Origin of the sequence: Pseudomonas sp. PS02288 (assembly GCF_029959715.1) — a bacterium.
GTDB lineage: Bacteria > Pseudomonadota > Gammaproteobacteria > Pseudomonadales > Pseudomonadaceae > Pseudomonas_O > Pseudomonas_O kuykendallii.
The window spans coordinates 24,298-37,006 of sequence record NZ_JASCPA010000054.1 but is presented as its reverse complement, the minus strand read 5'-3'; the positions used below and the strand labels follow the sequence as shown (position 1 = coordinate 37,006).

The 12,709-nt window shown below is 65.4% G+C and carries 13 protein-coding genes and 1 pseudogene; 3 read left to right on the top strand and 11 right to left on the bottom strand.

Annotated elements, in window-relative coordinates; translation table 11 throughout:
• From QMX85_RS18680 to QMX85_RS18655, 6 genes and pseudogenes are all read right to left on the bottom strand, one after another.
• Positions 1–260, bottom strand: a pseudogene (locus tag QMX85_RS18680) (aldehyde dehydrogenase (NADP(+))); the annotation flags it as partial.
• A 20-nt stretch (positions 261–280) separates the two neighbouring features.
• Positions 281–751 carry a MaoC/PaaZ C-terminal domain-containing protein gene (locus QMX85_RS18675; protein ID WP_282343399.1) on the bottom strand — a complete coding sequence of 157 codons (471 nt, stop codon included), beginning with the start codon at positions 749–751 and terminating at the stop codon, positions 281–283.
• Between the two features lie 30 nt (positions 752–781).
• Entirely contained in the window at positions 782–2,113 is a 1,332-nt protein-coding gene (locus QMX85_RS18670; protein ID WP_282343397.1) for an MFS transporter, read from the bottom strand.
• 80 nt (positions 2,114–2,193) lie between these two features.
• Positions 2,194–3,345, bottom strand: coding sequence for an ABC transporter substrate-binding protein (locus QMX85_RS18665; protein WP_282343395.1), 1,152 nt, complete (start codon positions 3,343–3,345; stop codon positions 2,194–2,196).
• Positions 3,346–3,349: 4 nt separating this feature from the next.
• Positions 3,350–4,561 (bottom strand): CoA transferase, encoded by a 1,212-nt coding sequence (locus QMX85_RS18660; RefSeq protein WP_282343394.1) that lies wholly within the window; start codon positions 4,559–4,561, stop codon positions 3,350–3,352.
• A 27-nt stretch (positions 4,562–4,588) separates the two neighbouring features.
• Positions 4,589–5,749, bottom strand: a complete 1,161-nt coding sequence (locus QMX85_RS18655; RefSeq protein ID WP_282343393.1) for a fumarylacetoacetate hydrolase family protein — start codon at positions 5,747–5,749, stop codon at positions 4,589–4,591.
• A gap of 111 nt (positions 5,750–5,860) precedes the next feature.
• On the opposite strand from QMX85_RS18655, the gene QMX85_RS18650 reads away from it, so the two are divergent.
• Positions 5,861–6,601, top strand: coding sequence for an IclR family transcriptional regulator (locus tag QMX85_RS18650; RefSeq protein ID WP_282343391.1), 741 nt, complete (start codon positions 5,861–5,863; stop codon positions 6,599–6,601).
• A gap of 51 nt (positions 6,602–6,652) precedes the next feature.
• Here QMX85_RS18650 and QMX85_RS18645 read toward each other — a convergent pair whose 3' ends face one another.
• The 5 genes from QMX85_RS18645 to QMX85_RS18625 all read right to left on the bottom strand — a co-directional run bounded on the left by QMX85_RS18645 (position 6,653) and on the right by QMX85_RS18625 (position 11,533).
• Positions 6,653–7,354: an ABC transporter ATP-binding protein gene (locus QMX85_RS18645; RefSeq protein WP_273232873.1), complete on the bottom strand. Its 702-nt coding sequence runs from the start codon at positions 7,352–7,354 to the stop codon at positions 6,653–6,655.
• Positions 7,355–7,358: 4 nt separating this feature from the next.
• Positions 7,359–8,126 carry a high-affinity branched-chain amino acid ABC transporter ATP-binding protein LivG gene (gene livG, locus QMX85_RS18640; protein WP_090228615.1) on the bottom strand — a complete coding sequence of 256 codons (768 nt, stop codon included), beginning with the start codon at positions 8,124–8,126 and terminating at the stop codon, positions 7,359–7,361.
• A complete protein-coding gene (locus QMX85_RS18635; protein WP_090228613.1) occupies positions 8,123–9,382 on the bottom strand; it encodes a high-affinity branched-chain amino acid ABC transporter permease LivM in 1,260 nt (419 codons plus the stop codon). Before QMX85_RS18635 ends, livG begins: the two co-directional genes overlap by 4 nt.
• Entirely contained in the window at positions 9,379–10,293 is a 915-nt protein-coding gene (livH, locus tag QMX85_RS18630) for a high-affinity branched-chain amino acid ABC transporter permease LivH (RefSeq protein ID WP_090228610.1), read from the bottom strand. The genes QMX85_RS18635 and livH overlap by 4 nt, the downstream gene beginning before the upstream one ends.
• Before the next feature lie 118 nt (positions 10,294–10,411).
• Positions 10,412–11,533: a branched-chain amino acid ABC transporter substrate-binding protein gene (locus QMX85_RS18625; protein ID WP_282343385.1), complete on the bottom strand. Its 1,122-nt coding sequence runs from the start codon at positions 11,531–11,533 to the stop codon at positions 10,412–10,414.
• A gap of 373 nt (positions 11,534–11,906) precedes the next feature.
• On the opposite strand from QMX85_RS18625, the gene QMX85_RS18620 reads away from it, so the two are divergent.
• Together QMX85_RS18620 and QMX85_RS18615 are read left to right on the top strand one after the other, a co-directional pair.
• Positions 11,907–12,227, top strand: coding sequence for a DUF2288 domain-containing protein (locus tag QMX85_RS18620; RefSeq protein WP_282343383.1), 321 nt, complete (start codon positions 11,907–11,909; stop codon positions 12,225–12,227).
• Between the two features lie 51 nt (positions 12,228–12,278).
• Positions 12,279–12,653, top strand: a complete 375-nt coding sequence (locus QMX85_RS18615; protein WP_282343381.1) for a DUF5064 family protein — start codon at positions 12,279–12,281, stop codon at positions 12,651–12,653.
• The last annotated feature ends 56 nt before the right edge of the window (positions 12,654–12,709 follow it).

Genomic DNA, 12,709 nt, shown 5'->3' with positions numbered 1-12,709 from the left:
AGGGCGACGAAGTCATCGCCCAGCGCATCGATCTCGGCGGCGATGGCGTCGAGGAAATCGGCGCGTCTGGCCGCCGACAGCGTGCGGTAGGTCGGATAGGCGGCTGCGGCGGCCTTGGCGGCGGCATAGACCTCGCCAAGCGTGGCCTGGTGGAAATCGTAGGGCAGCTTCTCGCCGGTGCTGGCGTCGAGGCTGTGCACGACGACGTCGCCCAGGGCGCTGCGCGCGCCGTTGATGTAGTTGTGGCCTGTGATCGGCATCTGAATTTCCTCTGGTCGGATCAGCCGGGCGTTTTACCCGTCGGGCGGCGCAGGAGCATCAGCTGGTTCTCGCCCTCCTGCACCACTTCGCCATCCTGGTTCAGCACGCGGATGGCCAGGGTGACGATGCCGCGGGTTTCGTTTCGGGTCGGGCGTTTGTCGCGGATCTCGATTTCCGCGTGGATGCGGTCGCCGACGTACACCGGTTTCAGGAAGCGCCAGTCCTGCCAGTTCAACGCCGCGAGCACGTCGAACTGCACCTTGGCGCGGTTCTTCAGGCCATCGACCAGGCTGAGCACCAGCAGGCCGTGGGCCAGTCGGCCCTTGAAACCGAGTTCCTTGGCGAAGGTTTCATCGACGTGGTGTGGCATGAAATCACCGGTGAGGCCAGCGAACCCCAGTACGTGGGATTCGCTGACGGTGATGCCAGGAGTGACGAAGCGCTCGCCGATCTCGATGTCGTCGTAGCTGTTGGCTGTGCTGTTGTGCATGTGAAAACGTCTCGTCAGGTGGGTGCCGGATCAGGTCCGATCTAGGGAAACACCACGGGTTTCGGGGGCCACGGCGACGCCAATCAGGGTGATCATGCCGACGACGAAGGCGTAGGCAGCCACCGGCAGATAGCTGCCGTTACCCCAGGCGAGCAGCCCGGTGGCGATCAGCGGGGCGATGCCGCCGGCGAGTACCGCCGAGGTCTCGCGGACGATCGAGATCGCGGTGAAGCGGGTCCGCGCGGTGAACAATTCGTTGAAGAACGCGCCCTGGGTGGACAGCATCGCGTAGTTCGAAAAGCCCATGGCGAACACGATGGTGCAGACGATGGTCAGTGGGTCCTTGGTATTGAGCAGCCAGAAGTAGGGCAGCACGCCGAAGGTGAACAGCGCCGTGCCCGCCAGGTAGACCGGTTTGCGGCCGATGCGGTCGGACAGCGCGCCGAACGCGGGGATGGTGATCAGCCCGAGAGAGGCGCCGATCAGCACGCCGGTCAGGCCCACGCTGCGCGAGACCATCAGCTCGGTGGTGATGTAGGTGAGCGTCCAGACCTGAAAGAAGTAGCCCGAGACGTTCTCCGCGAAGCGTGCGCAGAAGGCCATCCAGAAGCGGCTGCCGGACTCGCGGAACATGTCCTTGATCGGCGATTCGCTGACCTTGCCCGAAGCCTTGAGCTTTTCGAACACCGGTGACTCGCTGACCTTAAGGCGCACGTAGATGCCGGCGGCCACGGCGAAGAAGCTGAGCAGGAAGGGGATGCGCCAGCCGTAATCGAGGAAATCCGCCTCGCTCATCATGCTGGAGACGAAGTAGAAGATTCCCGCCGAACTCAGGGTGCCGATGCACACGCCGAGCGCCGGCAGGCTGGCATAGAAGCCGCGCTTGTTGGCCGGCGCGTATTCCGCGGCGAGGGTCACCGCGCCGCCGAATTCCGCGCCCGCGGCGAGGCCTTGGAAGATGCGCAGGGTCAGCAGCAGTGCCGGCGCCAGCAGGCCGATGGTCTGGTAGGTCGGCAGCATGCCGATCGCCATGGTCGCCAGGCCCATGATCAGCAGCGTCACCACCAACACGAACTTGCGCCCGCGGGTGTCGCCAATCCGGCCGAAGATGATGCCGCCCAGCGGTCGGGCGAAGAAGCCGACGGCATAGGTGCCGAACGCCGCCAGGGTGCCGGCCAGCGGCGAGAGGTCGGGGAAGAACAGCTTGTTGAAGATGAGCGCGGCGGCCGTCGCGTAGATGTAGAAGTCATACCATTCGAGGGCGGTGCCGATCACCGCGGAGCTTACCGCGGAGCGCAGCCCGCGTTTGTCCACCGGTGCATCGGTTGCGGAGCGAGCGTCGAGGGTTGTCGAAGCCGTCATGTGATACCTCCAGAATTATTGTTATGTGGAGCACGCGTCCTGATGACGCTTGATCGATACGGGGCAGGGCGTCGTGTTCGTCAGTTCTCCGCGCCCGGTTTTCGGCTGGCGTGGAACAGGGTCTGGATGCGTTCGAGGGTCGTCGCGGGCGCTTCCCGCTCGGCCAGGGCTTCGCGCAGCACTGCCGAGGCCTTCGACTGGAAGGCAATGAAACCGTCGTAGCGCGGCCGGACCCAGGCGGTTTCCAGGGTGCGCGCGGTGTCGCGGTAGAAGTTTCCCCAGCGCGCGTTCACCGCCGGATCGGTCCAGGCCTCGCGCAGGCTGGGCTGGCCGTCGTGGGCGGGAATGAAGGTGCGTTGCACGCCGGGCGACATCAGTTCGCTGAGGTAGGCGAGCAGGTTCGCGTCCGCCTCGCAGCGACGGCTGATCGCCAGGCCGGTGCCGCCCAGCGTGGAGCCGCGCAACCCGCCAGCGAACGCCAGGGGCGCATCGGCGAAGCTCACCGACTTGCGTGGTGCCGGCTGCGCGGCGGCGTAGTTGACGTAGCCGTAGACCAGCGGGCACAGGGCCACGTCATCGGTGCTGGCCATGTTCTCCAGCAGGCCGATGGGGTTGAGCATGCGGCTGTGCTCCGGCGCGCTGCGGTAGAGGCGCTGCATCAGTTCCAGAACGCGGCGCGCGGTTTCTTCACCAAGGAAGCGCTCCGGATCGATCGACGTCGGCGCCTCGCCGAACGCTACCGCTATCGAGCAGAACGACAGGAAAGCATGCGGTCCGGCCAGGGAAAGCGCCACCGGCGCGCGTTCGGCGAGCGCCTGCACCGCGTCCCAGCTGGCGGGAGGCACGCCGTCCAGCAGCTCGGCACGGTAGGCCTGCACCTGGGTCGCGGCGTCCAGCGGCAGGGCCCACTGGTGCCCGGCGTAGGCGTAGGACGCGTAGCTGGCGCCAATCGAGCGGTTGGCGAACAGCGCGCACTGGGCGGCGTCGAACAGCCCGTCGAGAGGCGTGAGCGCCCCGCTGCGCACACCTTCGCCTACGTGCGGATGGTCGAGCACGATGAGGTCGTACCGCTCGGCCAGATCCTCGATGGGGTGCGACTCGAAGCCTTCGAGCGGGTGCTTGTCCCACTCAATCGAGAAACCTTCCGGCAGGTCCAGGCTGGCCGAGGCGGCGAGGGCGTTGTAGCCGCGCGGATGGTCCCAGGTGATGCCCTTGTAGTGTCGGGTCGGCACGGCGTCACTCCAGCGTTTCGTTGAGCACGCGGCTGGCCAGCAGGCGCTCGATCTGCTCGTCGGGGTAGCCGATCTCGCGCAGCACGTCCCGCGTGTGCTGGCCTACCAGCGGCGCGCCCTGGGTGATGGCGGCCGGCGTCTTGGAGAACTTATAGGGGAAGCCGGGGACCTTGATGCGTCCCTCGGTGTGGTGCTCATACTCGACGAACGTGCCGTTGTGGCGGATCTGCGGGTCGTCGAGCAGGTCGGCGTAGCTATACACCGGTCCGGCCCAGATACCGACCTCGTCGAACAGTTGCAGCCAGTGGGCGCTGGTCTGGGTGGCGAGCCGCTCGCGGGTGAGGGCGAAGATGCGGTCGCGTTGGGACCAGGCATCGTCATCGTCGTTGAGGCCTGCCAGCCGGGGTTCGTCGATGGCTTCGCCGAGCGCCTTCAGCGACGGGAACGCCAGCACGATATAGCCGTCGCGGGTGGCGAAGGCGCCGTAGGGCGCGCGGATGTAAACGTGCGCGTGGGGCTCGGCGGAGCGGGTTTGCGGGACGTCGGCCACTGTGTACACCGACAGTTCCTGCATCTGCAGCGTGGTGATGGCGTCCAGCATGTTGACCTGCACCAGTTGGCCCTCGCCCGTGCGCTCGCGGTGCAGCAGCGCCGCCAGCACCGCTTCGAAGGCGGTGCTGGCTGCTACCGCGTCGACCAGGTACTGCCCGGCCGGTGCCGGCGGTTCGCCGGCGCGACCGCTGGAGAGCATGGCGCCGGACATCGCCTGCAGGAGCAGGTCCTGCCCCGGACGATTGACGTAGGGGCCATCCTCGCCATAGCCGGAGAGCGAGACGTAGACCAGAGACGGATTGATCGCCGACAGCGTCTCGTAATCCACGCCGAGGCGCTTGGCCACGCCTGGCCGGTAGTTCTGCACGAACACGTCGGCGCTCTTCACCAGGTCCATCAGCACCGCGCGACCGTCGTCGGACTTGAGGTCCACCGACAGCGAGCGCTTGTTGCGATTCAGCGAGAGGAACGAGACGTTGATACGGTTGCCCTTGGCGCCGCCCGCGGGAAGATGGCGCTGCCACTCGCCGGCGATCGGCTCCACCTTGATCACGTCGGCGCCGAGGTCGCCCAGGCGTTGGGTCGCGAAGGGACCGGCCATCGCGATGGTGCAGTCCACTACCTTGTAGCCGGCCAGGATGCTGGATTTATTGTTGTCAGCCATGTGTTGTCTCCGTACTTCTTGAGCGACTCAGCCTTCGAGCCGTTTGGACAGGTGGGAAAAGAGCGCGCGCAGACCGAAGCGCCAGGGTTCGACCTCCGTGGACAGCCCGACCTCGTTGACCAGGCTGCCCAGGCGCGGCGAGGAAATGCTCACGCGGTCGGCGATGTGATGGGTGAAGCCGCCGCCGGGTGCGTCGCGGTCCTGGGTAGGCGAGAACATGGTGCCGAGGAACAGCATCACGCCATCGGGATACTGGTGGTGCGTGCCGATGGTCTGGCGCACCAGGGCGAGTGGGTCGCGGCTGATTTCGCTCATGTAGCTGACCGCGTCCAGCGCGAAGCCGTCCCGGCCTTCGATGCGCAGCGACACTTCCGCCGAGCGCACGGCATCCATGTCGAAGTGCTCGTCGAACAGCCGAATGAACGGGCCGATGGCGCAGGACGCGTTGTTGTCCTTGGCCTTGGTCAGCAGCAGCGCGCTACGCCCTTCGATGTCGCGCAGGTTGACGTCGTTCCCCAGGGTGGCGCCGACCACGCCGCCGCGGCTGCTGATGGCCAGCACGATTTCCGGCTCGGGGTTGTTCCAGGTCGAATCCGGGTGCAAGCCGATGGCCGCGCCGAAGCCGACGCTGGCCATCGGCGGTGCCTTGGAAAACACCTCGGCATCCGGGCCGATGCCGACTTCCAGGTACTGCGACCAGATGCCCCGGCGCTGGAATTCGGCCTTCAGCGCCTGTGCCTCGACGGAGCCTGGCCGCACCGAGGAAAGGTCCCCACCGATCAGTTCGTACATCGACTGACGGATATCGTCGGCCTTCGACGGATCGCCGCCAGCCTGTTCCTCGATCACCCGCTCGAGCAGGCTCACCGCGAAGGTGACGCCGGACGCCTTGACCGGCTGCAGGTCGCAGGGTGCCAGCAGATAAGGGGCCTGGCTGTGGCTGGCGAGGCTGTTGGCGAGCAGAACGTCCAGCGAAACGACGGTCTTTCCCGGCGCATCGCGCACGATGGCGACACATTCCGGGTGGTCGAGCAATTCGGAAACGGTACTGGCATGTTCACTGAGGTCGATGACCCGATCGCCGCGAACGGTGATCACGGCGGGGCCGTCGGTGGGGGCGCCGAGCCAGGCGCGACCCAGCAGCAATGCGGCGTCCAGATCGACTGGGAGGTAAGTATCGCGAACCATTGTTTTTATCCATCGCTGATCTACTTGGTCCTCACTCTAGGTTTCGTGGATGGCTAAGTCCACTATATTGTTTATAATTCCATTATATTGGAATGAAAGAAGGAGAGCGACATGTCCGGCGTACCCGCCATCCATCGTGCCCAGCAGATCCTGCAGGTGCTTTCCGGTCGTACCACGCCCGTGTCGGCCGCGGAGCTGAGCACCCTTACCGGGTTACCGAAAAGCACGCTCTACCTGCTGCTCGATGCCCTGCAGCAGTTGCGCTGGATCGAGAAGAAGAGCGACGGCTTCCTGATCGGCATCGGCCTGTATTCCATGGGCGCCAGCTACCTGCGTCATGACAGCCTGCAGGCGACCTTCCGCCGCGCCGCGCTGCAGTTCGTCGAGCGCCAGCAGGAGGTGGTACAACTGGCCGTCCTGGACGGCGCGGAAGTGGTCTACATCGCCCGCGAGGACGCCTCGCGACCGGTGCGGCTGGTCTCTGACCTAGGCTCGCGGCTTTCCGCCCACGCCTGTGCACTGGGCAAGGCGTTGCTGGCGCAGTTGCCCGATGAGGAGCTGATCCGCCTGTTGCCGGAGACGCTCGCGCCGGTCACCGAGCGGACCATCACGCGGCGGGATGCCTTGTTGAGCCAGCTACAGCAGGTGCGCCGCAGCGGATTGGCGGTGGAACGGGAAGAGGTCACCAGCGGGCTGGTGTGTTTCGCCGTGTTCGTCGGCGAGACGCCCACCGGCAAGCGCCTGGCGGTGAGCACGTCGGTTCCGGTTGATCGCCTGGAGCCGGCGCGCGAGCGCGATATCTGCGTCGACATCGGGGCGGTGGCGCGCGAGCTGCGCCAGGGATGCTGTTAGGGCAGGAAAGAAAAAACCGCCCCGGAGGGCGGCTTTTCGCGGTGCCAAGGATCAGCCGCCGAGGTAGGCGTCGCGCACCTTCGGGTCGTGCAGCAGTTCCTGCCCGCTGCCCTGCATGACGATCCGGCCGTTCTCCAGCACGTAGCCGCGGTCGGCGAGCTTGAGCGCCTGGTTGGCGTTCTGCTCGACGAGGAACACGGTCACGCCGTCCTCGCGCAGCTGTTCGATGATGTCGAAGATCTGCTGGATGATGATCGGCGCCAGGCCCAGCGACGGTTCGTCGAGCAGCAGCAGCTTGGGCTTGCTCATCAGCGCACGGCCGATGGCGAGCATCTGCTGCTCGCCGCCGGACATGGTGCCGGCGCGCTGCGCCAGGCGTTCCTTGAGCCGCGGGAACAGGTGCAGCACCTTGTCCAGCTGCTGCTGGTTGTCCGCCTTGCTGCCGAAGAAACCGCCCATGGCGAGGTTTTCCTCGACGGTCAGGCGGGCGAACACGCGGCGACCTTCCGGCACCACGGCGATGCTCTTGCGCATGATCTGAGGGGTTTCCAGGCCGACCAGTTCCTCGCCTTCGTAGCGAATGCTGCCGCTGGTGGCCTGCGGCGTGCCGCAGAGGGTCATCAGCAGGGTGGATTTGCCGGCGCCGTTGGCCCCGATCAGGGTGACGATCTCGCCCTTGCGGACTTCCACGCTGACGCCGTGCAGCGCCTGGATCTTGCCGTAGAAGGTGGACACGTTATCGAAATACAGCATTGGATTACGCCTCCCCCAGATAGGCTTTGATCACGTCCGGGTTGTCGCGGACCTGCGCCGGCGTGCCGTCGGCCAGGGGCGTGCCCTGGTTGATCACGAAGATGTGGTCGGAAATGCTCATCACCAGGTGCATGTCGTGCTCGATCAGCAGCACGGTGACGTTGTGCTCGTCGCGCAGCACGCCGATCAGCTGTTTGAGGTCTTCGGTTTCCCGCGGGTTGAGGCCGGCGGCCGGCTCGTCGAGCATCAGGATGCGCGGGCGCGTCATCATGCAGCGGGCGATTTCCAGGCGGCGCTGCTGGCCGTAGGCGAGGGTGCCCGCCGGGCGGTTGGCGACGTCGGTCAGGTTGACCCGTTCCAGCCAGTGCGCGGCGAAATCCATCGCCTCGCGCTCGCTGCGGCGGTAGCCCGGCGTCTTCAGCAGGCCGGCGAGGAAGTTGGTGTTGAGGTGGCGATGCTGCGCCACCAGCAGGTTTTCCACCGCGGTCATGTCCTTGAACAGGCGCACGTTCTGGAAGGTCCGCACCACGCCCTTGCGCGCGATGTGATGGCCCGGCAGGCCTTCGATCTGCTCGCCGGCGAGGCGGATGCTGCCGGAAGTCGGCTTGTAGAAACCGGTAAGGCAGTTGAACACGGTGGTCTTGCCGGCGCCGTTCGGGCCGATCATCGAGACCACCTGTTTTTCCTCGACGCGCAGGTTCACCCCGTTGACGGCCAGCAGGCCGCCGAAACGCATGGACAGCCCGCTCACTTCAAGAATCGGCTGGCTCATCGTTTCAACTCCAGGTGGGGACGCTGCATGGGCAGCAGGCCCTGCGGACGCCAGATCATCATCAGCACCATCAGGGCGCCGAACATCAGCATGCGGTACTCGCTGAACTCACGCATCAGCTCGGGCAGCAGGATCATCACGATGGCGGCAAGGATCACCCCCAGCTGCGAACCCATGCCGCCGAGCACGACGATGGCGAGGATGATCGCCGACTCGATGAAGGTGAAGGATTCCGGCGTCACCAAGCCCTGGCGGGCGGCGAAGAAGCTGCCGGCGAAACCGGCGAAGCAGGCGCCGAGGGTGAACGCCGAGAGCTTGATCGCGGTGGGGTTCAGGCCCAGCGCGCGGCAGGCGATCTCGTCCTCGCGCAGTGCCTCCCAGGCGCGGCCGATCGGCATGCGCAGCAGGCGGTTGATCACGAACAGGGTCAGCAGCACCAGCAGCAGGGCGATCAGGTAGAGGAAGATCACCTTGTTGATCGAGTTGTAGGCCAGGCCGAAATACTCGTGGAAGGTCTGCATGCCCTCGGCGGCCTTGCGCTCGAAGGAGAGGCCGAACAGCGTCGGCTTCTCGATGTTGCTGATGCCGTTGGGGCCACCGGTGATGCTGGTCAGGTTGCGCAGCAGGATGCGGATGATCTCGCCGAAACCCAGGGTCACGATCGCCAGGTAGTCGCCACGCAGGCGCAGCACCGGGAAACCGAGCAGGAAGCCGAACAGCGCGGCCATCGCCCCGGCGATCGGCAGGCAGGTCCAGAAGCCGAAGCCGTAGTAGCTCGACAGCAGCGCGTAGCTGTACGCGCCGACGGCGTAGAAGCCCACGTAGCCGAGGTCGAGGAGGCCGGCGAGGCCGACGACGATGTTCAGGCCGAGGCCGAGCATCACGTAGATCAGGATCAGCGTGGCGATGTCCACCGCGCCGCGCGAGCCGAAGAACGGCCAGACCAGCGCGAGCATGACCAGCGCCAGGATGATCCAGCGCTGTGTCGACGGCAGGGTGAGGAAGTTGCCGGCACCGGCCGGTACGCTCGGCAGGTTCGGGCTGGCGGCCCAGCCGGCGGCCAGGTGATGGCGGAACAGCTGCCAGACGAACATCGCCACGGCGCAGCCGGCGATGATCCACAGGGTGGTGGCGCTGGCGCCGTGCACCTGCAGGCCGATGCCCACGGTGGTCAGCTTGAGGCCGAGCACCGGGTAGGCCACGGCGATCACCAGCAGGGCGCTGAAGAACGCGGTCTTGAGTTTGTGTGCGGTCATACTTTTTCAACCTCCGGGCGGCCCAGGATGCCGGTCGGCCGGAACAACAGAACGAGAACCAGCAGGCTGAACGCGACGACGTCCTTATACTGATCGCCGAACAGGTCGGCGCCGAAGGCTTCGGCGACGCCTAGCACCAGCCCGCCGAGCATGGCGCCGGGGATGCTGCCGATACCGCCGAGCACCGCGGCGGTGAACGCCTTGATCCCGGCGAGGAAGCCCAGGTGCGGGTTGATCACGCCGTATTGCAGGCCCAGCAGCACCGCCGCGACCGCCGCCAGGGCGGCGCCGATGACGAAGGTCAGGGCGATGATGTTGTTGGTGTTGATGCCCAGCAGGTTGGCCATCTTGATGTCTTCGGCGCAGGCGCGGCAGGCGCGGCCGAGGCGCGAACGCGAGATGAACAGCGTCAGCCCGAGCATGGTCAGGGTGGTGACGACGAAGATCAGGATCTGCATGTAGGAGATCGTCACGCCGTTGTCGCCGAGCACCAGGTTGCCGGGGATCAGGTTGGGGATCGCCTTGTCCTTCGAGTCCTGGGTCAGCAGGACCTCGTTCTGCAGGAAGATCGACATGCCGATCGCCGAGATCAGCGGGATCAGCCGGTTGCTGCCGCGCAGCGGCCGGTAGGCGACCCGTTCGATGCTGTAGCCATACGCACTGGTGACGATGACGCTGGCGGCGAAGGCCGCGATCATCACGATGGGCAGGCTGTGGATGCCGAACATGGCGAGGCCGGCGATGGCCATGAACGCCACGTAGGAACCGATCATGTACACCTCGCCGTGGGCGAAGTTGATCATGCCGATGATGCCGTAGACCATGGTGTAGCCGATGGCGATCAGGGCATAGGTGCTGCCAACGGTGAGACCGTTAACCAGCTGCTGAAGGTAGTGGTAGAGCTCGGGCATTACCTGACTCCTGGAACATCCCGTACTGCGGCGCTCGTGACGCGTGGATGTCCGGAACATGCGGATAGACAAAGCCCACTGCGCGAACGCAGTGGGCTTTGGGTTTCAAACGTGACGCTTACTTGGCTTCGGTCTTGGTACCGTCCTGGTGCCATTCGTAGACCACGAAGCTGAAGTCCTTCAGGTCGCCCTTGTCGTCGAAGCCGAGGCTGCCGGTCGGGGTGTCGAAGCTGTTGGCGCGCAGCGCGGCGGCGACCTTGTCGGTGTCGGTGCTGCCGGCTTTCTTGATGCCGTCGGCGATCACCTGGACGGCGGCGTAGGCCGGGAACACGAACGGACCGGTCGGGTCCTGGTTCTTCGCCTTGAAGGCCTCGACCAGCGCCTGGTTCTTCGGATCCTGGTCGAAGGATTTCGGCAGGGTGACCAGCAGGCCTTCGGAAGCCGGGCCGGCGATCGCCGAGATTTCCTTGTTGCCCACGCCTTCCGGACCCATGAACTTGACCTTCAGGCCTTTTTCACTGGTCTGACGCAGCAGCAGGCCAAGTTCCGGGTGGTAGCCGCCGTAGTAAACGAAGTCGACATTGGCCTGCTTCAGCTTGGCGATCAGCGAGGAGAAGTCCTTGTCGCCGGAGTTGATGCCTTCGAACATCGCGACCTTGACGCCCTTGGCTTCCAGGGTTTGCTTGACGGCGGTGGCGATGCCTTCGCCGTATTGCTGCTTGTCATGGATCACGGCAACCACTTTCGGCTTGACGTGGTCGGCGATGAAGGCGCCGGCGGTCGGGCCCTGCAGGCTGTCCAGACCGATGGTGCGGAAGATCAGCTTGTAGCCACGCGCGGTGATTTCCGGGCTGGTGGCGGCCGGGGTGACCATCATGATGCCTTCGTCTTCGTAGATGTCCGAAGCCGGCTGGGTGGAGCTGGAGCACAGGTGGCCGACGACGAATTTCACGTTGTCGTTGACGATCTTGTTGGCCACGGCGACCGCTTGTTTCGGGTCGCAGGCGTCGTCGTAGACCACGCCTTCGAGTTGCTCGCCGTTGACGCCGCCGGCCTTGTTGATCTGCTCGATCGCCATCTTGGCGCCGATGAACTGCATGTCGCCGTACTGGGCGACCGGACCGGTCACCGGACCGGCGAGGGCGATCTTGATGGTGTCGGCGGCAACGGAATAGCTGGCAACGCCGGCCAGGGCCATGGCGGCGAACAGTTTGGAAAGCTGCTTGGTAGCCTTGTTCATTGGTGCTCCACTCTCTGGTGTTTTGGTTGTGTCGGCTCTGCGCGGCAGGCCGTGGAACCGAACGGTAGACCCTCCGGGTCGTGCCCGTACAACTGTACCGGTACAGTGTAAGGCGGGCGTCGACGGCTTGAAAGCCAGGGCGCCAAGCGGAACGGAGGGGTGTCGCCTAAACGCAACAAGTGTACAAAATTCCGTCGCAAATTCCTCGTCTCGCATGCTGTTTGCATATATCTGACCGGAACATCGGGAGCGGGGCGCGGCCGGGGCACGCCGTTGCGCAGGCCGCGCGGCTCATCGAGCGCCGACCGCGACGGTTTGGCGCGCTGCGCCCTGGGCATTATCATTCGTCTCCGCGACAGCCACAGGTGAGTCCATGACCGGCTCCGACGAAACGCTCTACGCCAAGCTTCTCGGCGAAACCGCAGCAATCGGCTGGGCCGAGCTGCAGCCCTTTTTCGCCCGTGGCGCGCTGCTCTGGGTCGCGCCCGCGCTGGACCTGGTGGCAGTCGCCCAGGCCGTTGCCGAGGACGACGGCGAAAAGGTCGGTGCATGGATGCGAGGCGGTGCGCTGGGCAGGATCGAGGACGCCCTCGCCGAAGACCTGGTCGCCCGCGATCCACCGCTCTGGGCGGTGGTGGTGGCGCCCTGGGTGCTGGTGCAGGAGCGCGACCTCGGGCAGGGTGCCAGGCACTGAAACTATCCACGGGCAGACAGTCCGATCCTTTATGCCTTACGGGAGCACCACATGTTCGAATCGGGCCATCTGCATCTGCACCACCTCAGCTTCCCGGGTATGCCGGACGGGCAGGAGTTCTCCATCGACGTGCACTACGAGGTACGCAGTGACGCGCAGGAAGGGCAGATGCTGCACATGCTCATGAAGGGCGACGTGGACGGCAAGGCCTTCGAGGAGACCTTCGAGCTTCACCGCGACGACGCCTTCAATTTCGCCACCAAGATCAGCCGGATCGCCGAGCAGCATGGCAGGCATCCGCATTTCGGTAGCGTGTTCGTCGATCACAAGGATTTCGACGCGATGTTCGCCGACATCCGCCGGCTGCTCGATCTCAAGCCCGGCGAGCCGATGAACCTCGATCACCTCGGCCAGGACGGTCTTTGAGCGGCGCCAGCCCGGACCACCGGGGCTGACGTCCGACGCTTGCAGGAGCACCTTTA